The 22,162-nt window shown below is 64.6% G+C and carries 20 protein-coding genes; 6 read left to right on the top strand and 14 right to left on the bottom strand.

Annotated elements, in window-relative coordinates:
* The 4 genes from LB535_RS28860 to LB535_RS16905 all read left to right on the top strand — a co-directional run bounded on the left by LB535_RS28860 (position 1) and on the right by LB535_RS16905 (position 4,049).
* Positions 1–1,005, top strand: coding sequence for a xanthine dehydrogenase family protein molybdopterin-binding subunit (locus tag LB535_RS28860; RefSeq protein ID WP_263490769.1), 1,005 nt, complete (start codon positions 1–3; stop codon positions 1,003–1,005).
* A gap of 7 nt (positions 1,006–1,012) precedes the next feature.
* Positions 1,013–1,894: an AAA family ATPase gene (locus LB535_RS16895; protein WP_224633006.1), complete on the top strand. Its 882-nt coding sequence runs from the start codon at positions 1,013–1,015 to the stop codon at positions 1,892–1,894.
* Positions 1,895–2,043: 149 nt separating this feature from the next.
* Complete coding sequence (locus LB535_RS16900) at positions 2,044–3,162, top strand: vWA domain-containing protein (protein WP_263490793.1); 1,119 nt, start codon at positions 2,044–2,046, stop codon at positions 3,160–3,162.
* Positions 3,162–4,049 (top strand): amidohydrolase family protein, encoded by an 888-nt coding sequence (locus LB535_RS16905; RefSeq protein WP_224633008.1) that lies wholly within the window; start codon positions 3,162–3,164, stop codon positions 4,047–4,049. Before LB535_RS16900 ends, LB535_RS16905 begins: the two co-directional genes overlap by 1 nt.
* 173 nt (positions 4,050–4,222) lie before the next feature.
* Here LB535_RS16905 and LB535_RS16910 read toward each other — a convergent pair whose 3' ends face one another.
* From LB535_RS16910 to LB535_RS16935, 6 genes are all read right to left on the bottom strand, one after another.
* Entirely contained in the window at positions 4,223–4,630 is a 408-nt protein-coding gene (locus tag LB535_RS16910; RefSeq protein ID WP_140838886.1) for a carboxymuconolactone decarboxylase family protein, read from the bottom strand.
* Between the two features lie 381 nt (positions 4,631–5,011).
* The gene (locus tag LB535_RS16915; RefSeq protein ID WP_224633009.1) at positions 5,012–6,508 is read right to left on the bottom strand and encodes a sugar ABC transporter ATP-binding protein; all 1,497 of its coding nucleotides are present in this window, start codon (positions 6,506–6,508) and stop codon (positions 5,012–5,014) included.
* Positions 6,508–7,560, bottom strand: a complete 1,053-nt coding sequence (locus LB535_RS16920; RefSeq protein WP_224633010.1) for a hypothetical protein — start codon at positions 7,558–7,560, stop codon at positions 6,508–6,510. Before LB535_RS16920 ends, LB535_RS16915 begins: the two co-directional genes overlap by 1 nt.
* Positions 7,557–9,680 (bottom strand): ABC transporter permease, encoded by a 2,124-nt coding sequence (locus LB535_RS16925; protein ID WP_224633011.1) that lies wholly within the window; start codon positions 9,678–9,680, stop codon positions 7,557–7,559. Before LB535_RS16925 ends, LB535_RS16920 begins: the two co-directional genes overlap by 4 nt.
* An 80-nt stretch (positions 9,681–9,760) precedes the next feature.
* Positions 9,761–10,786, bottom strand: coding sequence for a sugar ABC transporter substrate-binding protein (locus tag LB535_RS16930; RefSeq protein WP_140838895.1), 1,026 nt, complete (start codon positions 10,784–10,786; stop codon positions 9,761–9,763).
* Between the two features lie 86 nt (positions 10,787–10,872).
* Entirely contained in the window at positions 10,873–11,859 is a 987-nt protein-coding gene (locus LB535_RS16935; protein WP_224600712.1) for an ABC transporter permease, read from the bottom strand.
* 441 nt (positions 11,860–12,300) lie between these two features.
* Between LB535_RS16935 and LB535_RS16940 the strand changes: the two genes are divergently transcribed.
* Together LB535_RS16940 and hutH are read left to right on the top strand one after the other, a co-directional pair.
* On the top strand, positions 12,301–13,302 hold the full coding sequence (locus LB535_RS16940) for an ornithine cyclodeaminase family protein (protein ID WP_224633012.1): 1,002 nt from the start codon (positions 12,301–12,303) through the stop codon (positions 13,300–13,302).
* Complete coding sequence (gene hutH, locus LB535_RS16945; protein ID WP_224633013.1) at positions 13,299–14,795, top strand: histidine ammonia-lyase; 1,497 nt, start codon at positions 13,299–13,301, stop codon at positions 14,793–14,795. The genes LB535_RS16940 and hutH overlap by 4 nt, the downstream gene beginning before the upstream one ends.
* Positions 14,796–14,813: 18 nt before the next feature.
* On the opposite strand, the gene LB535_RS16950 is transcribed toward hutH, so the two are convergent.
* From LB535_RS16950 to LB535_RS16985, 8 genes are all read right to left on the bottom strand, one after another.
* Entirely contained in the window at positions 14,814–15,617 is an 804-nt protein-coding gene (locus tag LB535_RS16950; RefSeq protein ID WP_224633014.1) for a 3-methyl-2-oxobutanoate hydroxymethyltransferase, read from the bottom strand.
* 29 nt (positions 15,618–15,646) lie between these two features.
* A complete protein-coding gene (locus LB535_RS16955; RefSeq protein WP_224522907.1) occupies positions 15,647–15,961 on the bottom strand; it encodes a MocE family 2Fe-2S type ferredoxin in 315 nt (104 codons plus the stop codon).
* Between the two features lie 29 nt (positions 15,962–15,990).
* Complete coding sequence (locus LB535_RS16960) at positions 15,991–17,076, bottom strand: fatty acid desaturase family protein (protein WP_224633015.1); 1,086 nt, start codon at positions 17,074–17,076, stop codon at positions 15,991–15,993.
* 82 nt (positions 17,077–17,158) lie between these two features.
* Positions 17,159–18,340 (bottom strand): aldose 1-epimerase family protein, encoded by a 1,182-nt coding sequence (locus LB535_RS16965; RefSeq protein ID WP_224633016.1) that lies wholly within the window; start codon positions 18,338–18,340, stop codon positions 17,159–17,161.
* A gap of 4 nt (positions 18,341–18,344) precedes the next feature.
* Positions 18,345–19,121, bottom strand: coding sequence for an ATP-binding cassette domain-containing protein (locus LB535_RS16970; RefSeq protein WP_224633017.1), 777 nt, complete (start codon positions 19,119–19,121; stop codon positions 18,345–18,347).
* Positions 19,122–19,123: 2 nt separating this feature from the next.
* Positions 19,124–20,074 carry an ABC transporter permease gene (locus LB535_RS16975; RefSeq protein ID WP_224633074.1) on the bottom strand — a complete coding sequence of 317 codons (951 nt, stop codon included), beginning with the start codon at positions 20,072–20,074 and terminating at the stop codon, positions 19,124–19,126.
* A gap of 130 nt (positions 20,075–20,204) precedes the next feature.
* Positions 20,205–21,149 (bottom strand): substrate-binding domain-containing protein, encoded by a 945-nt coding sequence (locus LB535_RS16980; protein ID WP_224633018.1) that lies wholly within the window; start codon positions 21,147–21,149, stop codon positions 20,205–20,207.
* A 70-nt stretch (positions 21,150–21,219) separates the two neighbouring features.
* Positions 21,220–22,134 carry a sugar phosphate isomerase/epimerase family protein gene (locus tag LB535_RS16985; RefSeq protein WP_224633019.1) on the bottom strand — a complete coding sequence of 305 codons (915 nt, stop codon included), beginning with the start codon at positions 22,132–22,134 and terminating at the stop codon, positions 21,220–21,222.
* Positions 22,135–22,162 lie beyond the last annotated feature (28 nt).

The raw sequence follows: 22,162 nt of genomic DNA on the forward strand, positions 1-22,162 counted from the left end.
ATGGCGATCCGGCGTGGACGCGGCGTCGCCGCGATCAACTATCCGACCGGCATGAACCTCGGCGGCGACCCGACCCAGGCGCTGGTCCATTCGACCCCGACCGGCAACTTCATGGTGACCTTGTCCAGTGTCGATCTGGGCCAGGGCATGAAGCAGATCATGGCGCAGATCTGCGCCGAGACGATCGGCGTGCCGACCGACCGCGTCGTCATCGACACCGCCGACACCGACACCGGCCCGCACTGCATGGGCACCTTCGCCTCGCGCGGCACGCACCGCGCCGGCAATGCCGTCATCCAGGCGGCCAAGGAAGCCCGCCAGGTGATGCTGGAAGTGGCCGCCGAAGAGTTGGAGGTGAACGCCTCCGACCTTGAGACCGACGGCCAGGGCAACATCCAGGTGAAGGGCGCGCCGCAAAGATCGATCTCGATCTTCGATGTGGCGCTGTCGGCGCATTTCAAGCGCGGCCGCTCGATCTCCGGCCGCGGCATGTTCCTCATTCCGCGCTCCTATCCGGAGAAGGAGACCGGCGCGATGAAGCCCTCCACCTGCTACGCGCATGCCTGCACGGTGGCCGAGGTCGAGGTCGACGACGAGACCGGCGAAGTGACGGTGCTTACCGTGAAGAACGTCTTCGAGATCGGTCGCGCGCTCAACCCGAAGATGGTCGAGCAGCAGCTCGTCGGCGGTTCCTGGATGGGCATCAGCCATGCGCTCTATGAAACGACCGAACCGTACTATCCGAACCGCGATCATGGCGGCACCGACTTCAACCAGTATTTGATGCCGGGCCCAGGGGACCTGGCCGAAACCGAGATCATCGTCTTGGAGCGTCCTTCCGCCGATGGGCCGTTCGGCGCCAAAGGGCCGGGCGAGATGTGCGCCAACCCGCAGATCCCGGCCGTCGCGAATGCCGTCTTCGACGCGGTCGGCGTGCGCATCGACACGCTACCGATCACGCCCGAGCGCATCCTGCGCGCTCTGAAGGCGCAGGCGGCGGGCTGAGGGGAAGATGGCAAACGCCGACGCCGTTGCGGTCGCGGCTTCGCCGGAGGCGATCGCCGCGTGCCTTGCCGCTTCGCGCTACCTGGCCGACGACAGCCTTGCGACGGCGATCTTCCTCGCGATCCGCCTGGGCAAGCCGCTGCTGCTCGAAGGCGCGCCGGGCGTCGGCAAGACCGAGGCCGCCAAGGCGGTGGCCGAACTGCTTGGCCGCGAGCTGGTGCGGCTGCAATGCTACGAAGGCATAGACGCCGGGCATGCGCTTTATGAGTGGAACTACCAGCGCCAGCTGCTCGCCATCCGCCATGCCGGCGAGCACGAGATCGACATCTATGATGACCGCTTCCTGATCGCCAGGCCGCTGTTGCAGGTGCTGCGAGCGCCGGAGCAGCGCGTTCTTCTGGTCGACGAGATCGACCGCTCGGATCACGAGTTCGAGGCGCTGCTGCTCGAATTCCTCTCAGACTTCCAGATCAGCATCCCGGAGCGCGGCACGATCCGTGCCGCTGCGCAGCCGATCGTCATCCTCACCTCGAACCGCACGCGCGAATTGGCGGAGGCGCTGCGCCGACGCTGCGTCTATCACTGGATCGGCTATCCCGACGCCCAGCGCGAGGCGGAGATCATCATGCTGCGCGCGGGGGGCGTCGCGGAAGCCACCGCACGTGCAGTGGCCAACGCCGTGCAGGAGATTCGCGCGCGGCCCCTGGCCAAGCCGCCCGGCATCGCCGAAGCGGTCGAATGGGCGAATGCCGCCACCATCCTCGAAAAAGGCGGCAGCCCGTGGCCGGAGGCCTTTCGGCGGGCCGTCGGCGTGCTGATCAAGGACGAGGAGGATTTGTCGGCGATTGCGCCGGAGCTGGGGAGGATTGTCGAGGAGGCGCTGGGGTGAGCCGCGACCTCGACAACCCCTTCGCCCCGTTTACGGGGAGAAGGTGCCCCGAAGGGGCGGATGAGGGGCAGCGCCACACTGGGCAGAAGGTAGCGCTGCCCCTCACCTGCCTGCCGGCATCCTCTCCCCGTGAACGGGGAGAGGACAGCCTGCCTCGTCCCGCCACGCCATTCCTCGGCTTCGCCCGCTTGCTGCGCCATCATGCCTTCGCCATCGCGCCGGAACAGGTGACCAGCTTCATGCAGGCCGTGACCCTGCTCGGGCCCCGCTCGATGAACGACATCCGCGAGGCGGCTCTTGCAACACTGGCGCCCTCGCCCGATCGCCGCGACGAATTCGAAGCGCATTTCCGCGCCTATTTCTACGGGGACGCCAAGCTTCCGGTCGAAGGCGAGGAGGACGACGAAACCCGCGTCAAGGACGATCGCGGCACGCGCGAGGAAGAGAAGCAAACCATCCGCCAGGAGAAAGGCGGCGAGCTGTCCTCGGCGCTCGAGCAGCTAAGCAGTCGCGATTTCCAGCGCGATCCCGATGGTCTCGGCCAGTTCCGCCGCAAGCTCGCCTCCGCCCTCCCCGCGCGCCGTTCTTTCCGCACCATGCGCACGCGTTCGCGCGGCACGCTCGACCTCAGGCGCTCGCTCAGTGAAATCGTCAGCGCCGATGGCGACATCCCCTCGCCGCTGCTGCGTCGCCGGCAGGCCGTATCGCGAAAACTGCTCCTGCTCATCGATGTCTCCGGATCGATGAAGCTGCACACCGCCGACTACCTCAAGCTGGCCCACGCGGCCGTGCAAGGCGCCGACCGCGCCGAGGTTTTCACCTTTGGCACGCGGCTTACCCGTATCACCTCGGCGCTGCGCATTCTGGACCGCGAGCAGGCGCTCGCCCGCGCCGCGGCGCTTGTCGACGATTGGGACGGCGGCACCCGCCTGGGGCCGACATTGCTGGCCTTCCTGTCGGTGCCGCGCTTCTCCGCCTTCGCGCGCGGCGCCTGCGTCGTCATCCTGTCCGACGGGCTGGAACGCGGCAGCCATGCCGAGCTGGAGATCGCGATGCGGCGGTTGAGCGCCCGCGCCTTCCGGCTGTCGCTGGCGAGCCCGCTCGCCGGCGATCCGCGCTTCCGCCCGGAAACTGCGGCGCTCCGCGCCATCCTGCCGGCGCTTGACGATCTGGTCGACGGCTCGTCGGTCAAGAGCCTGACCGATTTCATCCTGTCGCTCGCCCGTCCTGCGCCTGCGGCCGCTTCCATCTGGAAAAGGATATCGTGATGCAGAAAGCCATCGACGCGCATTTCCACATCTGGCGCCAGAAGGACCAGCCCTGGCTGGTCGGGCCGATGGCGCCGCGCATCTTCGGCCCCTACGAGCCGATCCGCCGCGACTATCCGATCACCGAGTTCCTCGAGGACCAGAAAGGCTCGGGCGTCGAGAAGGCCGTCTATGTCCAGACCAACTGGGCCAAGGAGGATTTCGAGAAGGAAGTCGCCTTCCTGCAGAAGACCGCGGATGAAACCGGCTGGCCGCACGCCATCGTCGGCTATGCCGACATGACGGTCGACGACGTCCGCCCGCAGATCGTCCGATTGAAAAAATATCCGCTGCTGCGCGGCGTGCGCATGCAGCTTCACTGGCATGAGACGCCCGCCTTCCGCTTCGCCGCTTCGGCCGACCAGGTGATCGATCCGAAAGTGCGGAAGAACATGGCGCGTTTGAAGGATTACGGCCTCTCCTTTGACCTGCAGCTCTTTCCCGCGCAGATGAAGGACGGGCTGACACTAGTCGGCGAAAACCCTCAGACGAATTTCATCCTCACCCATGCCGGCATGCTGACCGGCATGGAGCCGGAAACCACGGAAGCATGGAAGGCCGGCCTGCGCACGCTTTCGGCGGCGCCCAATTTCTACGCCAAGCTGTCGGGGCTCGGCACCTTCGTCCACCGCAACGATCCGGAGCTCATCGGCTACATCGTCGACAACGCGATCGAAATCCTCGGCAGCGACCGGCTGATGTTCGGCTCGAACTTCCCGATCGAGAAGCTGTGGACCAGCCATGCCGAGCTGATCCAGGCGCACCGCGCGGCGGTGGCGAAGCATGGCACCAAGGCCGAGGCGGATATTTTCTGGAATACGGCGGAGAAGGTGTATCGGCCGGTGTAGCGCGGCTTCTTCCTTCCCCCCCTTGTGGGAGAAGGTGGATCGGCGCGAAGCGCCGAGACGGATGAGGGGTGCTCCATCGGAGTGAGACGTTGGCATTCCCTGGAACACCCCTCATCCGTCCGAGCTTCGCTCGGCCACCTTCTCCCACAAGGGGAGAAGGAGAAGCTGGCGCTTCACTTCACCTCGAATTGCGGATCGAGTGGGATTTGCATTGCCGTCACCAGATGGTTCGTCTGTCCCGCAAGCCCGATGATCGACACAAGCTCGCCATGCTGCGCGTCGGTCATGCCCTTGGCGCGGGCGGCGGCCGTGTGCGAGTGGACGCAATAGGAACAGCCATTGGCAGTCGAGACCGCGATATAGATCATCTCCTTGGTCAGCGGATCGATCGCGCCGTCGGCGACCATCACCGCCTTGAGCTGCTCCCACACCCGCTTCAGCGCCGCCGGATCATTGGCCAGCCCGCGCCAGAAATTGTTCACGAAGTCGGATTTTCGCGTCGCCCGGATATCGTCGAACACCGCCTTCACCGCCGGGATCTTTTCGACCTCGGCATCGCTGAGGAGTTTTGTGGTGGCCATGGTGTTTCCTTTCGTTTGAATCGCCGGTCGAGGTCGTTGAACCAAGTGTTGCGCATAGACAGCTAACGTGTTTGTCCGATTCAGTTTTTGGCTCGGAACCGTTCGCCGCCGCGGACATTGACCGAAGCACCTCAGCATAGTCATTCCAGGGCGGAGCAAGGAGCGAAGCGACGCGCGCAGACCCTGGAATCCATTCCGTGACCTCGCGCGAAGGGTGCGGCGAAGCAGAATTCTGCACCGTAGCGGCGCCTGAAAGCCGCGGCATGGATCCTCGGGTCTGCGCGCGTCGCTTCGCTCCTTGCTCCGCCCGTGGATGACGAAATGACAGGCGCCTCGGCCAGTCTCTCCAACGGTGCGATCATCCGCCGTCGCCTCGCTACCCTAGTGCACCGCCGCGTACATGATCTTCTCCTCCGTCGCCTCCGCCGGCGAGAATTCCTCGACGATACGGCCCTGTCGGCAGACCAGGATGCGGTCGGACAGGTTCATGATCTCCGGCAGGTAGGATGAGATGACGACCACGGCGAGGCCTTCGTCCGCCAGCCGGTTGATGATCTGGTGAATCTCGGCGATGGCGCCGACATCGACGCCGCGGGTCGGCTCGTCGAGGATGACGATGCGCGGCTGCTGCACCAGCCCCTTGCCGATCACCACCTTCTGCTGATTGCCGCCGGAAAGCTCGACCACGCGGGCATTGTCGTTGATCGCCTTGATGTTGAGCGTCTTGGTCCATTCGGCCGAAAGCTGCCGCATCTCCTGCTGGTTGATCACCCAGGCCTTTTCCCGGCCCGCGGCGAGCAGGCCGCCGAACAGGTTCTCGGCGATGCCCATTGTCTCGAAGATGCCTTCGCTCTTGCGGTCCTCGGTGACGTAGACGATGCCGTCGGCCACCGCCTCGCTCGGCACGAGGTAGCGCACCGGCTTATCGTCGAGCTCGATCGCGCCGCCGCGCAAAAAGTCGCGCTTGTAGATGCCCGAGACGATCTTGAAGGTCTCGGTGCGGCCAGAGCCGATCAGCCCGAATACGCCGGTGATCTGGCCTTCGAAGATCGAGAAAGAATTGTTGCGCACGATGTTGCTCATCGAGATGTCCTGCACCGAGAGCACTTTCTTGCCGGCCTTGCGCAGCTTCGTCTCGTCGCGCTGGCGGTAGATCTGCCCCGACAGGGAGCGGCCGACCATGGCGGCGACGATCCTGTCGCGGTCGAAGGTCGATGTCTCGTCGGTGATCACCAGTTCGCCGTCGCGCAGGATGGTGATGCGATCGGCGATCATCAGCGCCTCTTCCAACGCATGGCTGATGAAGACGATCGACACGCCGCGCGCTTTGAGCCTGCGGATCAGCGCGAAGAAATGGCGTTTTTCCTCCGGCGTCAGAGTCGCGGTGGGTTCGTCGAAGATGATGATCTCGGCATTGTGGTGGACGGCGCGCGCGATCTCGACCATCTGCCGCTTGGCCGCGCCCAGCGTCGCCACCATCGCGTTGGGATCGACCGGAAAATTCAGCGACTGCAGGAATTGCTGCGCCGAGATGTAGGTGCCGCGCAGCCGGTTGAGGAATTTCTCGGTGCCGAGATAAAGGTTCTGCGCCACCGTCATCGACGGCACCAGGCTGGTCTCCTGGAACACCATGGCGATGCCCGCTTCCAGCGCGGCGTGCGGCGAGGCGTAAGCCGTCTCGACGCCCTTGTGGAACATCTTGCCCGAAGTCGCGTCGACGACGCCGGCGATGATTTTGGTCAGCGTCGACTTGCCGGCGCCGTTCTCGCCAAGCAGCGCATGGATCTCGCCCTTTCTCAGATCGAACGTGACGTTCTTTACCGCCGGCACGCCGCGATAGGTCTTGGTGACGTTTTCCAAACGGACGATCGGTTCCATCAGAAACCTCCCGAAGCGAGGTCGAGCGCCAGCACGCAATCACCGCCCTTCGAGGCGACGAACAGGCGACCCTCCTTTTCCGCCACGCTGCAGATGCCGTGCCGCGTGCCGTTGGCGCGGCTGTGCAGGCTGAATTGCGGCTGCAGGCCCCGATCGAGCTTGACTACCAGCCCATAGGAGCGGCTGGGCGACCACGGCTTGTGGATGCCCATGGTGCGGATGCCGCCGCATTGCAGCGGCTCGAGGAAGCTGCGGTTGGAGGCCAGCGCCGGCGCGATCCAGTAGGCAGGCGGCACCTGGTCGATCATGTCGCAGCGATAATGCGTTTCCTGTAGCACGAATTCGATCAGCCGGTTGCGTGACGCAAATAGCGTCAGCCACGCGCCGCCATCTCCCGCCGGCGACAGCCGCGCGGGATAGCCGGGCAGATGCGTCAGCACCGTCGAGCGGTTGCCAGTCGCGTCAAAGCGCACGAGCTGGTGGCGCCAGCTTTCGCTCACCAGCACGTTGGCGCCGACCGGGCGAAGCCCATAGGGAAAGGCGATGTCCCCGGCGATCTTCTGAAAACCAATGCCTCCTGGCCCGCACCGCCACAGCGAACCGGATGCGCCCTTCTTCATCAGGTCGGTCGCCCATTGCGACGGAGCATGTTCGCTGGAGCCATTGGCCAGCCACAGCATGCCGTCATCGGCATAGGCAAGCGCTGTGATGCACCGTATTTCGGCCGGCAGCGAAACCTCCTTGCCGGCAATCAGCAGTCTGCCGCTCTCCAGCCCGACGGTCAGTTCGCCCGATGGCGACAGCGCCAGCGCGGTGACGGAGGATTGAAAGGTTTCGACAGCGACGGGCTCGGAACCGGCCGCAACCGCCAGGATAGCGTTGCCGCTGGAGACAAGCAGCCGCCCGTCAGACACCAGCAGATTGTCCGGCTCGCTCAGTTCGGCGAAGGCCGGCGCGTCGTCCAGCCGCGTGTTGGGACGGAAGGCGCCGTCGAGCGGCGGGATGGTGACCGCCCTGCTGCGAAAGACATCCAGGATCGGATCGAGGATCATGGCTTGTCTCCCCAATAGGAAGCGGGGCTCGTCCAGCTCGGGTCTGCGCCTTCGATCCTGTAGCGCCCGATGCGGTTGTTGAGGATGCCGCCGACGAACAGGTAGCCCTTGTGCTCGCGCATCGAGGTGACCATCGGATGCGCGTTGCCGGAAAGATCGCCGAGCGTCTCGACAATGCCGCCCTTCTCGTTGAACTTCACCACGCCGCCGGTGTTGATGTTGGGAAACAGCCACTCGTCCTGCGGCAGGCGGCGCGTCATGCGCTTGCGCATGTCGGGATGGCGCAGCGATAGGTCGAAGCTCGGCGTGCGCATGCCGAGCCACGCCATCCAGTAATTGCCGTCCGAGGCACGGTTGATGTTGTCGGGATAGCCCGGCATGTCGCGGATGACGCATTCGGCGGTGCCTGCCTTCGGCCCTTCCAGCCAATAGCGATGCACGCGGCAGGCCCAGCTTTCGGCAAAGAACAGCGACTTGCCGTCATGCGCCATGCACACGCCGTTGGTGTAGCGATAGCCGTCGAGCAGCGTCTTGGTCGATCCGTCCTTCGGGTCGTACACCAAAAGACGGCCCGTGGCGCGATTCTCGATCGAGTCCAGCGCCCAATCATGGGCATCATATCGCTTGGTCGAATCCGTGAAATAGATGCGGCCGTCTAGCGCGATGTCGCAATCGTTCGGGTCGCGCAGACGCGCATCGTCCACGATCGAGGTCCAGGAGCGTGCCGTCTCTGCCGAGAGGCGCTTCACCTCCCGGTCCGGCGAGACCGAATAGAGCCCCATGGCGCCGACGCAACTGATCAGATTGCCGTCCCGGTCGAAGGCGAGCCCCAGCGGAAAGCCGCCGATATGGGCAAAGACTTCGGAACGCCGATAGTCCGGTGCGAAGAAGCGGACGATCTCGCCATGGCGCGTGCCGCAATAGAGGTGGTCGTCGCGGTCGAGGATGACGTCCTCGGGCCCTTCCAACTCGCCGAGCCCGATATGGTCCGCCGCCGAGAGCCGATTGTCGAGCTCATAGGACGTGCCCGAACCGGGCGCCGCAGATTGCGCCTCGCCCATCTTGAGGTAGACCGGCGCGACATAGACCTCGTTCAGCACCTTGTGGCGGTTCTTCAGCCAGCGGATGTCGATGGTGACGGCGACCGCCAGAAGGATGCCGAGCACCATCTGGTTGGTGCCGGTGCCGTAGCCGAGCCGGATCAGGCCGTTGGTCATGGTCAGAACGATGATGGCGCCCATCAGGCCCTTGACCACCGAGCCGCGTCCGCCACCCAGGCTGACGCCGCCGACCACCGCCGCCGTCAGCGCCATGATCTCGAGATTGAGGCCGGTGCCCGGCCCCGCCCCGCTCAACCGGCAGGCGATCAGGAAGCCGCCGATCGAGGCGCAGAAGCCTGAGAAGACATAGGTCATGAACACGGTGCGCCGGACCTGGATACCGGCATTATGCGCCGAACGCCGGGAGCCGCCCACCGCCAGCACATGCCAGCCGGGCCGCGAGCGCGTCAGCGCGATATGCGTGATGACGGCAAGGATCATGGCCAGCCAGACCGAGACCGACAGGCCCCAGAACGTGCCGTCGCCGATGAAGTCGAGCACATCGGAGCTCGCCTGCGAAAGCTGCACGTCGGCGGCATAGGTGGTGACGAGGATGTCGAACAGCGCCCGCCCGAAAATGAAGGTGACCAGCGTGGTGAGGAAGGCGCGCAGCCTGAGATATCCGACGAGGTAACCGTTGATGGCGCCGAAGACGAGCCCGGCCGCGAGGGCGGCGGCCAAGGCCAGCCAGATCGACTGTTCGAGGATGAAGAAGACGTAGACGGCGGAGAAGCAGGACAGCGCGAAGATCGAGCCGACCGAAAGATCGATGCCGCCGCCCAGCATCACCACGGTCATGCCGATGACGACCAGCGAGAACTCGCCGAGCTGGCGGGTCGATTCCTGCAGCGAGGTGAGCTTGAAGAAGCCCGGAATGATCGAGCCGAACACGCCGAGCGTCGCCACCAGCGCCAGGAAAGGTATGGCGTTGTCGGTCCAGCGTTTGGTCAGGATCTCGCCGACCAGATGGTCGGGCACGAGATTGTAGCGCCAGGCCTGGAGGCGTTCACGAAAATTCATCGGCTGCTGCTGTCATTCAACGGGAAAGAGGCGGCCGGAACGATCCGGCCACCTCGTGGGATGCTCTCGGGCGGCGTCGCTTATTTCGCCGCCGCTTCGGCCTGTAGCGCCTTCAGGTCCCAGCAGCTGTCGGGCTTGAGGTCGGCCTTGGTCGTCGCCTTCTCCAGCGTGTAGATGTAGGTGTGCGAGGTGCCGGCCGGCTGGCCGCTCTGCAGCAGGAACTTGATGATGGCGTTCATGTCGCCCGACTGGCGGGCAAGATCGGTCATCACCACGGCGCCATAGGTGCCGTCGTTCAGCTTGTCGCAATCGGCCGCCTTCTCGCCGCCGCCGGTGGTGACCAGGAACACCTTGCCGTCGAGCTTGGCGTCGCGGATCGCGGCCGAGGCGCCGGTGGCGTCGCCGTCCCAGAAGTCGATGATCGAGCATATGTCCGGGTGCTGCTGCAGCATCGTCGTCGTCACGTTGCGCGACGTGGTCGCATCCCAGTTCGAGTCGGGCTTGGCCACCACCTGGAAGTCGGGATGCTTCTCCAGCACCTTCATGATGCCGGCATACTGGTAGAGGCTCGACGAGTTTGCTTGGTCGCCCTGCACCAGCCCGATCTTCTTGGACGAATTCTCGCCGCAGCCCTTGATCGCCGCTTCGGCCTCGAGCTGGCCGAGCTTGTCCCAGTCGCTGCCGACGAAGGCGTCGGCCGGGAAGTTCGCCGGATTGTCGACCAGCAGCACATAGGTGCCGGCGGCCTGCGCCTTCTTCATCAGCTTCGAGTAGGAGTTGAGGTCGGGCGCATGAATGATCAGCACGTCCGGCCGCGTGTCCGAAGCGATGGCGTCGGTGATCGCCTGCGCGCCGGCATCGACCACCCAGTTCGGGTCGCGGGTCTCGAACGTGCCGCCCCAGGCCTCGACTTCCTTCTTCAGGTAGTGCGCCCAACCCTGCGCCAGGTCGAAGCCCATCGCCAGCGGCACCAGCATGACGCGCTTGCCGTTGAGCGCCTTGGCATAGGCGGCCGGGCCGGGATCGTCTGCGGCAAGACTCGGCGCCGCGAAGGCGGTAACGGCGAGCGCCGTGGCGGCGGCCATCAATGTTCTGAGTAGTCTCATGTCACACCTCTGGTTCGGTTTTCGTTGCCGGGCGATCGTCGCGATCGCCCGGGTACCCGAGAGCAAGATGGGTTAGCCCATCTGCTCTAAATGTCGCCTTGCTGCGCCGTCTGCTCGTCGCGTGGATTGATGATGCCGTCGACGATGATGGCCCCGAGCAGGATCGCCGCCTTGATCAGGTTCTGGTAGAGCAGCGGAATGTCGATAATGGTCATGGCGTTGAGCAGGATGCCGATCAGCGCCGCCCCCACCAGCACGTTGCGCACCCCGCCCCTGCCGCCCGAAAGTCCGATGCCGCCGATCACCGCCACCAGGACGATGTCGTAGAGCAGCGTCGAGTTGACGATGCGGGTGTTGATCGAATGCAGGCTGGCTGCCGTCAAAAGCCCGGCGACCAGCGCCACGAACGCCGAGAGCACGTAGCGCAGCACCAGCATGGGCCGTACCGGAACGCCGATGTTGCGGGCCGCGACCGGATTGTCGCCGGCGAAATAGATGAAGCGGCCCCATTTGGTGTAGCGCAGGAACAGGAACACCAGGAAGGCCAGCCCGGCGAAGACGAACACCTCGACAGGAATATCGAGGAAGCGGACGCCGCCGAGCAGCTCGACCCAGTGTCCGCCGGGCACCGGCACGGCATCCTGCGTGATCAGTTGCGAGCGCACATAGCCGAACACAAAAGAGCCGGTGGCCAAGGTCACGAAGATCGCCGGCACGTCGGCATAGGCGACGAGAAAGCCGTTGAGCAGGCCGATGGCTAAAACGCCCGCCAGCACATAGACGAAGGCGAGTCCGTCCGAAGTTCCGGTGTTGAGCAGTTGCAGGTACCAGGCGACCGACATCGCCATGATCGCCACCGCCGACAGGTCGATGCCGCGGCCGATGATGACGACCGCCATGCCAAGCGCCAGAATGCCGAGCACCGAGACCGAGCGGACGATGGCCACCAGATTGTCGGCGGTCAGGAAACCGGGCAGGCCCAGCGCAGCGGCGGCGAACAACAGGATGGCGATGGCAAAGACGATGCCTTCCTGATTAAGGCGTCTCCAGTTCGGCCAGCCGATCGCATTCATCGCTTGTGTCTTTCGCCCCGAGGGCAAGGCCTTGCCGGCCTGCACCCCGCATGAAAGCTAATCGGCTCAACAGCGGCTCGTCAAATGAATCCGCGTTCAAGAACCGCGCCTCTCCGACTATTTTCCGAGTGGACGCATCAATTGCCGCAACTGGCGCAATAGCCGGAAACTCTTGGGCTTTTGGCAGTTCGTTGCCGCGATCGCGCGGCGGGTGGAAGAACCCGTTCGGGACGTCGCGGGACGGCGCAATTTGAGTCCGCAAAATGCGCCCGGCGCGACGTCAATTGTTCGCTGAATGGCCTGGAACCTCGGCGCCGGCATTGGCCGGCAGGACCATGCACACATCGCCGTGGCGCAGGCCCAGTCCAGAGCTTATCCAACAAACTTCCGTGTCGCCGTTTCGCCTGTTATGGATGAGCCCGGGGTGGCCGAGGAAAACGCATGAAGCCGATCTATATCGACTATCTCAATGCTCTCGACATCGAAGCGCTTGCCATGACCGACGCCGAGATCATCGGCGCCGTCGAAGCCGGGCTCGTCGCGCAGGGGAACGGCCAGACTGTTATCGAGCCGCGCGTCCATCTCGAGCCCGACCCGTCCTTTCACGGCCACTTCAACGTGCTGCGCGGCTATGTGGCGCCGCTCGATGCCGCCGGCGTGAAGATCGTCGGAGACTATGTCGACAACTACAGGCATGGCCTGCCGTCGGAATTCGGCATTCTCAATCTTTTCGATCCGCGCACCGGCACGCCGCGCGCCATTCTCGACGCCACCGTCATCACCGACATGCGCACCGGCGCGGTCACCGCCATCGGCGCCAGGCATCTGGCGAAGAGGTCGTCCAAGGTACTCGGCCATATCGGCGCGCGCGGCACCGCCTATTGGAACGTGCGCCTGCTCGACCATCTCTTCGACTTCGACGAGATCCGCGTCCACTCACGCCGCCCCGAAAGCCGCGATAGCTTTGTCGCCAGGCTGGCGGCCGACCTCGGCAAGCCGGTCATGGCCGTGGCTGACTGGAAAAGCTGCGTCGAAGGCGCCGACATCGTCGTCGAAGCCTCGCGGCTGCCGGAACCGCAGCCGCTGCTCAAGACCGAATGGATCAAGCGCGGCGCGCTGGTCGTGCCCTATGGCACGATGAGCGCGGTCGAGCTGTCATTGACCGATATCATGCAGAAGATCGTCGTCGATGACTGGGGCCAGTGCAAGGGCGGCAAGTTCGGCTCGCTGCGCGCCCATGTCGAGACGGGACGGCTGAGCGAGGCGACGCTGCATGCCGAGCTCGGCCAGATCGCGGCCGGCCTCAAAGCCGGCCGGCAAAGCGATGGCGAGACGATCCTGTTCTGGCATCGCGGCCTCTCGTTGTCCGACATTGCGCTGGGCAAGGCCATGCTCGCCAAGGCCGCGGAAAAAGGCATCGGCCAGAGGCTGCGCTTCGCATGAGCCCGCTCGTTCTCACCGGCGCCGGCATCAGCATCGAGGATGTGGTTGCCGCCGCGCGCAACGCCTGCAAGGTCGAGATCACGCCTGCCGTGCTTGAAAAGCTCGACAAGGCTCGCCAGGTCCTCGATGCAGCCGCGGCCGGCGGCCAGCAGATTTACGGGCTGAACACCGGGCTCGGCGCCAATCTCGTCACGACTGTCGTAGGCGACGCCGGCGCCTTCCAGCGCCAGCTGATCGAAGGCCGCAGCGCCGCCGTCGGCGATGCTCTGCCGGTTCCGGTGGTGCGGGCGGCGATGTTCGCCCGCCTTGCGATGCTCGCCGCCGGCGGCTCGGGCCTGTCGCCGCGCGTGTTCACCGCGCTGGTCGAAGCGCTCAATGCCGGCGTGCATCCGGTGATGCCGTCGCTGGGCTCGATCGGCGCCGGCGATCTTCTGCCGATGACGGCGGTCGCCCGCGTGCTGATCGGCGATGGCGAAGCCGAATATCAGGGCCGCCGCATGCCTGCCGCCAAGGCGCTGATGATGGCGCGGCTTGCACCCGTCACTCTCTCGCCGAAGGACGGTCTTTCCCTGATCAACGCCTCGGCCGTTTCCATCGGGATGGGAGCGCTGGCGCTGACCGATGCGCTGTCGGCGCTCGACCAGCAGCAGCAGGCCGGCGCGCTGACGATGGAAGGCATCGGCGCCAACCGCACCATCCTCGATCCGCGCCAGCATCAGGCACGCCCGGGCGCCTGCCAGCAGCTTGCGGCCAAGGCGCTGCGCGACCTCTTGGCGCGCGATGAGGCGCCGGCGCCGACCACCATCCAGGACCCGCTGTCGATCCGCTGCATGCCCTCGATCCACGGCGCGCTGATCCAGGCGATCGACCATGCCAGGCTTGCTGTCGAGATCGAGCTCAACGCCGCCGCCGACAATCCGCTGGTGCTTGCCGAGGATGAGCTGGTCATGTCGACCGGCAATTTCCACACCGCGTCGCTGTCGCTCGCCTTCGAGACGCTTGGCCTGGCGATCGCCCAATGCGCGGCCGCGTCCGCCGCGCGCTTCGTCCAACTCACCGGCTCGACGCGTCACGGCCTGCCGAAATATTTGTCGCCAGTCGGCGGTGCCTCTGCCGGCTTCGTGCCGCTGCAGAAGACGGTGACGGCGATCCTGGCCGCGATGCGCCACAAGGCCAATCCGGTGATGCTCGATTTCCTGCCCGTGTCCGAGGGCGTCGAGGACCACGCCACGCAGACGCCGCTCGCCATCGCCAAATGCGCCGAGATGATCGTGCTGTGGCGGCGACTGATCGCCTTGGAACTGATGGCTGCAGCGCAGGCCATCGACTTGCGCGAGGGCATGGCGCTCGCGCCGGCCACCGGCGCGTTCCACGCGGCCGTGCGTTCGCATGTGGCGACGCTCAAGGAAGACAGGCCGCTCGGCATCGACGCTGAAGCGCTCTATGCCGCTCTCGTCAGCGGAATCTGGCAAGGCCCTCCGGCCACGGGCTGACGCTTTTCGATTCTTGGTTCAGGGCTTTGCGTCCACCTTCCTCATGAAGTGGGTGAGCTCGTCCGGATCCATGTGCACGACATGCCTGTCTTCCGGATAGGCGCCGCTGTTGACGTCGGCGACATATTCGGAAAACGCCGCAATGCGTTCCTGCTGCAGCCGGTCATATTCGGCGGCGAAGTTGCGATAGACTTTCGAGTGGCGCGGCATGTGACCGCGATTGGTGCCGAGAATATCCTCGGCGAACAGATATTGCGCGTCGCAGCCCGTGCCGGCGCCCATCGACAGCATGATCAGCGAAGTACGCTCCGAGATCGCCTTCGCCACTTCCACCGGCACCACCTCGATCTCGGCGCCGATCGCGCCGGCCGCCTCCAACTGCTTGACCGCCTCGAACACCTGCATGGCGGTATCGGCGGTCTTGCCGACCGCCTTGAAGCCGCCGGTCCAGGTCGCGCGCGACGGGATCAGGCCGACATGGCCGATGACCGGGATGGCGTCGTCGGCCATGCGCTTGATCGTGGCGTAGCCGGCGCTGCAATAGACCGCGTCGGCGCCGGCCTTGTAGAGCCGGAACGACCAGCGCACGAAATCGTCGGCCGTGCCGATCTCGAAGAAATTGTCGCCCGGCATGGTGAAGAGGCTGGGCGCGGCGTCGCGATATTGCGGGTTGAGAACCAGGTCCGGCGGCACCGAGACGATGTCGACCCCTGCCCGCTCGGCAGCCTCGGCTTCCTCCAGCGTCAGCACGCGCAGCATGGTCAATTGCCGCTTGCCCTTCATGGCGCGCAGGTCGGCAACGGTCGGTCTCTTCCGGCTCATCGGTTACATCCTGTTTTGTCTGGCGGCTTTCAGCCGATATCGATCATCACCTTACCGGCCTCGACCTTGACCGGATAGGTCTTGAGGTTGACGCAGACCGGCGCGCCCTTGGCCTGGCCGGTCTTGTAGTTGAAGCGGCCATTGTGCTTGGGGCATTCGATTATGTCGTCCATCACAAGGCCGTCGGCGAGATGGGCCTTTTCATGCGTGCAGTACCCGTCGGTCGCGAAGAAGGCGTCGTCCGGCGAGCGGTAGATCGCGAAGGTGCGGCCGCCATGGTCGAAGCGGATCACATCTTCCTCGTCCACGTCGTCCACCGCGCATGCTTCAACCCACTCCGCCATCGTCTGTCTCCAGCTTGCCTGCGCGAGGCCTATTCGGCGGCCGCGGCCGTTATGTCGAGATCATGGAATTCGCCGCGATAGGGCTTGGCCGTCGGCGGCAATTCGCGCTTGAGATAATAGTCCTCGTATTTCAGCTGCCTGAGCAGCACCGGCCAGACCTCGCGATAGGCATGCCACATCGACGGGTTCGGCACCGGCAGATCATGCTTGATCAGTTCATGCAGTTTCGGCAGCGCGTGATACGGCACCATCGGGAACATGTGGTGCTCCACGTGGTAGTTCATGTTCCAGTAGATGAAGCGGCTGATCGGGTTCATGTAGACGGTGCGCGTGTTCAGCCGGTGATCGGTGACGTTGTCGGCCAGCCCGATATGCTGCAACAGCCCCGTCAGCACCATGTGCCAGGTGCCGTAGAGCCGCGGCAGGCCGATCAATACGAGCGGTATCCATGATCCAAGCGCGATCGCGACAGCAATCGTCGCGGCGTAGACGACCATATGCCAGCGCGCCGCGGTCACCGCCTTGTGCTGCTCCATCTCAGGAATGTAGCTCTTCTCCTCGTCCGACAATGTGCCGAGGGCCTGGCGCACCAGCGTCGGCAGCGAATAGCGGAAGTCGAGGATGCCGGTGAAGGCCAAAGCCGCCTTGACGAGGTCCGGCGGCCGCATCACCGCGATCTCGGCGTCGCGGCCGACGATGATGGTGTCGGTGTGGTGGCGCGCATGGCTCCAGCGCCACTGCACCGGATTGCGCATCAGCATGAAGGAAGCGATGTGATAGACGACGTCGTTCATCCAGCGCGTGCGGAAGGCCGTGCCGTGGCCGCATTCGTGCCAGCGCGAGTCGCTCGACGAGCCGTAGAGCACGCCATAGACGAACAGGAACGGCACGATCCACCAACTGCCCCAGAACCAGACGATGCCAGCTGCCGAGCCCAGGATCGCGACGATCCAGATGATGGTGTCGCGGATCGCCGGCCCATCGGAGCGCTGCATCAATTCCTTCATGATCTTGCGCGGCACGTCGGTATGGTACCACTCGGCCGAGGCGAGCCCGGTCTCGATCGCAAGCCGAGTGCTTTCGCCGACAAGGCTGTAGTCGCGCTTCTTTGCCATCGTCAAATCGGCCTCCAATCTTCAAGCAGCGCTGGCAATCCGGTCCGCCGGCCGGAGGGTTTGCTCTGGATAAATGTCGCGCTCATCCCCTGCCCGCCAGTCTTGGGAAATTGCCGGAAGGCCGAGGATAATCCTGCTCGGGCTGGCGGGCGATGGCCACGATCCTTCGTTCCACATCGGCGATCGCACCCTTGCCGTCGAGGACGCGAAACACGGCGTCATAGGCGCGGGTCTCGCTGTGCTCCAGCCAGATCATCTCGCCACGCTCGCGCGCGGCAAGATTGCCGAGCACATGATGCGTCGAGGGCTCGATGCCAAGCGCATACTGCCCGGCCTGGAAATTCTGCCACTCATAGCAACAAGGCAGCTGGTCCTTGCGGGTGACGACCTCGAAGCCGAGGCCAAGCCGGTCGTTGATAACGGCGACCGGCACCTCGCCATCGGTGTCGACGCCAAGCTCATGCTGCCAGACCTGCTCGCTGAAGCCCAATTGAGGTGCAGGCACGGTGCGGTAGCCGACCCTCTGCGCCTCGTAGCGTTCGCCTTCATGCGCGGCCCAGACCACGTCGCGGATCGGCGCCAAGTAGCGCGAGCCTTCCTCGAGCAGCGGATGCCCGACATTGACGTGGTAGAAATACATATGCGGCGTGCGGTGGAAGCCGTGGTTGACGACGCGGTCCGAGAGCCGGATCTCGCTGCCGCCGACATCGGCCTCGATGCGGCGGATGAGATGCAGATCCTCGCCGAACACGCTTGCCTGCTGGACGATCCCTTCCGCCCAAAGCACACAGCGGTCGCCGTCCCAGCTTTCGCCATAGCCGGTGAGCCGCGCCGGAATGGTGCCGACGCGGCCATGCAGCGAATGGGTCACGGTCTTGCGTCCGGGATAATTATAGTTTTCGGCAGGCACCTCGCTGCGGCCGAGAATGTGGTCGAGGCCGCAGGTGACGAGCAGGCCGGAAAAGGACCGGCCCCAGGCAAAGCCGTCCTCGCCTTCATAGTCGTGCAGGCCCGGATTGCGGAAACCGCTCGGCGAATGCCAACCGATCGCCTGACCCTTGTACTCGCAATCGGCGATGTCGAGCGCGCGGTCGACCAGCGCGGTGAAGCGCAGGCCCGAGCCGGTGCGGAATTCGAGCAGGCGGATGCCGCGCTCGACGCCATCGCCGAGCGTCATCAGCCGCACGCCGGCGAACTGCGACAGCATGCCGGAGCGTTCGGCGACCTGCCGGCGCGAAAGCGTCTGTCCGTAGAGCTTCACCATGGTGTCACTGCGCCCTTTTCATCAGCGCCGACAGGTCGGCGCCGGTTATCAGGCTTTCCACGGTCACGAGGTCGGTGTCGGCAACAGTCTGCTCGGCGACGATCTCGCCGCGGCGCATGACGATGATGCGGTCGGCGACCTCGAAGACGTGGTGGATGTTGTGGGTGATCAAGAGCACCGAATGCCCGGCCGCGCGCATCTCTTTCACGAAGCGCAGCACACCATGCGTTTCCTCGACGCCGAGATTGTTGGTCGGCTCGTCAAGGATGATCACCTTGGCGGCGAACTGCATGGCGCGCGAGATCGCGATCGACTGCCGCTCGCCGCCGGAAAGTGTCGAGACCAGTGCGTCGGCGTCGAGCTTCTTCGAGATGCCGACGCGCTTGAGAAGCGCCGAAGCCGCATCGCGCAATTTGGCGAGGTCGAGCGGCGCGAAGACGCCCAGCCATTTGAGATTGACCGGCTCGCGGCCGAGGAACAGGTTGCGCGCGATGCTGAGGTCGGGCGCAAGCGAGGTGTCCTGGTGGATGGTCTCGATGCCAAGGTCCATCGCCTCGCGCGTCGAGCGGATCGAGACTTTCTCGCCGCGCACATAGATATCGCCGCGATCGATCGGAAATACGCCGGAGATCGCCTTGATCAGCGTCGATTTGCCGGCGCCGTTGTCGCCGAGCAGCGCCACCACCTCGCCCTCCTTGAGCGTCAGCGAGGCGTTCTTCAGCGCGCGCACGCTGCCGAAGGATTTTTGTAAGTTCTGCAGCCGGAGCACTTCCTGCATCATCGTCAGCTCCTTGCGGCGTTTTTCTGCAGCAAAGCGTGCAGGATGAGCATGGCGAGGATGATGACGCCGACGAAGATGTTGTAGGCGAGCCCCGGCACGCCGACGAGCACGATGCCGTTGCGGATCGCCCGCAGCATCAGCGCGCCGACGATGGTGCCGAGGATCGTGCCGCGGCCGCCCGTCAGCGCCGTGCCGCCGACCACCACCATGGCGATCACCTCCAGCTCGTAGCCCGTGCCCGCGACCGGCGAAGCCGCCGAGATGCGGAAAGCGCTGATCATGCCGGCAAGCCCGGCCAGCACCGAGGTCAGGATGAACAGCCAGATCTTGACCGCATCAGCCGGCACGCCGCGCGCCACCGCCGCGTTGCGGTTGGAGCCGATGGCGCTGATCCAGTTGCCGAGCTTGGCGTAGCGCAACACATAGACCGCAAGCAGCGACAGCCCGATGAACCACCAGAGCGAGGTGTAGAAGCGGAACGCGCCGATGTTGAAGCTGCCGGCGAGCAGCGTGACGAAGAAGCCCGGCTGGTCCCAGGACTTCAGCGGAAAGCCCTGCGTGATGTAGAGCGCCGCACCGCGCACGATAAGCAGCATCGACAGCGTCACCAGGAAGGACGAGATGCCGATCTTGGTGACGATCACGCCGTTGATAGCGCCGATCGCGATGCAGAGCAGTAGTCCGGCGAGCAGCGCGACCCCGATATCGACCCCGGTATTCTGCACCAGCAGCATCACCACCACCGGGGCGAGCGCGAACACCGCGCCGACCGACAGGTCGAATTCGCCGGCGGTCAGAAGCAGCGTCATGCCGAGCGCGATGATGCCGAGCTCCGGCAGAAACGCCATCATGTTGGAGATGTTGAGCGGCGACAGGAAATTGCCGTCGGCGAGCGCGAAAACCACCAGGAGCACGATGAGGATGACGAAGGAGGAGAATTGCGGCGAGCGCATCAGGCTCGACCTGCCTTTCGCGCGCCCCGCGCCGTCTTCCGAGGTGACTGCCCCGACTTGCTGAACCATGACTTGCTGAACCATGCTTTCTGCCTTGCGCCCGCCGCTCGCATGGCGGGCGCAAATTCTCTCATTTCTTGTCGTAGAGCTTCAGGATCGGCTCGACGCTGGAGGCGTCGTAGAGGCCGAAGGTGTGGATGTCGTAGCCGATCGGCTCGCCCGAGGCCGCGAGACCAAGCAGCGCGACCGGCATGAAGCCTTGCGCCGACGGATACTGCCAGGCAGCGGCGTTGACGAAACCGTCCTTGACCGCCTGCGCCGTCTCCTTGGAATTGCCCCAGCCGACGACCGGGATCTTGCCGGCCGGAATGCCGGCGCCGTCGAACACTCGCTTGACGCTGGCCGCGACGGAATCGCCGAGCGCGATGATCGCCGGCGGATTGTTGGCGACCATATAGTCGGTCATCTTGGCGATGATGCCCGCCGGGTCGGTGCCGCAATCGACCACATCATACTTGATGCCGAGCGGATCGAAGACGCCGGCGATGCCTTCCGTCTCGAGCTGCTGGTAGCTGGCGCCGGGCACCTCGACCGGCAGGAACACCTTGTCGCCCTGCTTCACCATCTTGTGGTCGACGAGGTACTTCGCCCAGATGGCGCCGGCTTCCTTGAGATCGGCGCCGACATAGGCCTGGCGGCCGGTGGCCGGATCGTCCGTATTGAAGAACACGATCGGTATGCCGGCGGCCTTGGCAGCCTTCACTTCCTCGGTCCACAGCCCCGGCTGCGCCGAGGTCGTGGCGATGCCGTCCGGCTTGGCGGCGAGCGCCGAGTTGAAGGCTTCCTTCTGCGCCGCCATGTCGCCGCCGCTGAAGGAGATCTTGCAGGTCACCTTGAGTTGGTCACAGGCCTTGGTGGCGCCGGCGTTCCAGTCGATCCAGAACGCATCGGACGGGCCGCCATGCGACAAGAGATAGAACGTCTTCTGGCCGTCCGCGGCTTGCGCAGCCGAGCCGAACGCGATGCCGGCGAATACGGTCGCCGCGGCCGCCAGTTTCAATCCGAATTTCAACATCTGGTTTCCTCCACCTTGTGTTCATGCAAGCCGCAGGGCGCCATCCGAGCGACGGCGCCCGCGCGACCCCTTAGAGGCCGTTCTCGCGCAACTTGCCGTCGAGGAACTTCTTGGCGCGCGGCACGTCGTCTTCCGACAGATGCTCGATGATCACCGGGATGTTCGGGTGCTTCTCGGCAAGACGCTTGAGGTAGAGGTCGTAGTTCAGCGAGCCCAAGCCCGGCGCCGGCAGCTCGATCTCGCCGACACCGCGGAAGGTGTGGCTCTCCATCGCGTCGGCGTCGCCGATATCGGCATGCTTCTCCGACTTGTCGTCGCCCGAGCGTTTCACGTCCTTGGCATGCGCGATTTTGATCTTGTCGGTCAGCGTGTCGAAGACCTGGTTCAGGATCTGGTCCATCCGGTCGATGTTGTGGGTCTCGAAATAGTTGGTCGGATCCATCAGCAGGCCGAGGCCGGGATGGTCGACCTGCGCGAACATCTTCACCGTCTCTTCGACCGAGCCGACGACATTGTTGACATAGGTTTCGAGCAGGAAGACCGCGCCATGGTCGTAAGCCGTCTGGGCAAGGTCGGCGATCACCTTGCGGCACTCCTCGAAGCCTTCCTCGGTCTTATTCTTCGGGTGATGCACCCAGTCCGACTCGGTGTTGTAGGTGCCGGTTTCCGAGATGACGTAAGGCGAGCCGAAATGGCGCGCGTTGCGGATGATCTCCTTGAGATAGCCGACGCGCTTCTCGCGCTCCGCCTTATCCGGATGGATGATGTTGGTGTAGCCCGACACGCAGCAGACCGGCAGGTTGTGGTCGCGGAAGACATCCCGCACCTTCTTCGCCTTGTCCTTGGTGATCTGCCCGGCCGAGAGGTCGATGTCCTTGAAGTGCAGATCCAGCTGCACCGTGTTGAAACCGAGCCCGCGGATCTTCTGCGCCGTCTCTTCGAGGCCGTACGGGAAATAGCCCGTGAAAATACCTGCCTGCATCATGATATGAATTCCTCCTTGTAAGCGATTC

It is taken from the genome of Mesorhizobium sp. CA10, from assembly GCF_020165285.1.
Taxonomy (GTDB): domain Bacteria; phylum Pseudomonadota; class Alphaproteobacteria; order Rhizobiales; family Rhizobiaceae; genus Mesorhizobium.

Bases quoted from the DNA above. Each gene is read 5' to 3' on its own strand.
- LB535_RS28860 (WP_263490769.1), top strand. From the start codon at position 1: ATGGCGATCCGGCGTGGACGCGGCGTCGCCGCGATCAACTATCCGACC.
- LB535_RS16895 (WP_224633006.1), top strand. From the start codon at position 1,013: ATGGCAAACGCCGACGCCGTTGCGGTCGCGGCTTCGCCGGAGGCGATC.
- LB535_RS16905 (WP_224633008.1), top strand. From the start codon at position 3,162: ATGCAGAAAGCCATCGACGCGCATTTCCACATCTGGCGCCAGAAGGAC.
- LB535_RS16910 (WP_140838886.1), bottom strand. From the start codon at position 4,630: ATGGCCACCACAAAACTCCTCAGCGATGCCGAGGTCGAAAAGATCCCG.
- LB535_RS16915 (WP_224633009.1), bottom strand. From the start codon at position 6,508: ATGGAACCGATCGTCCGTTTGGAAAACGTCACCAAGACCTATCGCGGC.
- LB535_RS16920 (WP_224633010.1), bottom strand. From the start codon at position 7,560: ATGATCCTCGATCCGATCCTGGATGTCTTTCGCAGCAGGGCGGTCACC.
- LB535_RS16925 (WP_224633011.1), bottom strand. From the start codon at position 9,680: ATGAATTTTCGTGAACGCCTCCAGGCCTGGCGCTACAATCTCGTGCCC.
- LB535_RS16930 (WP_140838895.1), bottom strand. From the start codon at position 10,786: ATGAGACTACTCAGAACATTGATGGCCGCCGCCACGGCGCTCGCCGTT.
- LB535_RS16935 (WP_224600712.1), bottom strand. From the start codon at position 11,859: ATGAATGCGATCGGCTGGCCGAACTGGAGACGCCTTAATCAGGAAGGC.
- LB535_RS16940 (WP_224633012.1), top strand. From the start codon at position 12,301: ATGAAGCCGATCTATATCGACTATCTCAATGCTCTCGACATCGAAGCG.
- hutH (WP_224633013.1), top strand. From the start codon at position 13,299: ATGAGCCCGCTCGTTCTCACCGGCGCCGGCATCAGCATCGAGGATGTG.
- LB535_RS16950 (WP_224633014.1), bottom strand. From the start codon at position 15,617: ATGAGCCGGAAGAGACCGACCGTTGCCGACCTGCGCGCCATGAAGGGC.
- LB535_RS16955 (WP_224522907.1), bottom strand. From the start codon at position 15,961: ATGGCGGAGTGGGTTGAAGCATGCGCGGTGGACGACGTGGACGAGGAA.
- LB535_RS16960 (WP_224633015.1), bottom strand. From the start codon at position 17,076: ATGGCAAAGAAGCGCGACTACAGCCTTGTCGGCGAAAGCACTCGGCTT.
- LB535_RS16965 (WP_224633016.1), bottom strand. From the start codon at position 18,340: ATGGTGAAGCTCTACGGACAGACGCTTTCGCGCCGGCAGGTCGCCGAA.
- LB535_RS16970 (WP_224633017.1), bottom strand. From the start codon at position 19,121: ATGATGCAGGAAGTGCTCCGGCTGCAGAACTTACAAAAATCCTTCGGC.
- LB535_RS16975 (WP_224633074.1), bottom strand. From the start codon at position 20,074: ATGCGCTCGCCGCAATTCTCCTCCTTCGTCATCCTCATCGTGCTCCTG.
- LB535_RS16980 (WP_224633018.1), bottom strand. From the start codon at position 21,149: ATGTTGAAATTCGGATTGAAACTGGCGGCCGCGGCGACCGTATTCGCC.
- LB535_RS16985 (WP_224633019.1), bottom strand. From the start codon at position 22,134: ATGATGCAGGCAGGTATTTTCACGGGCTATTTCCCGTACGGCCTCGAA.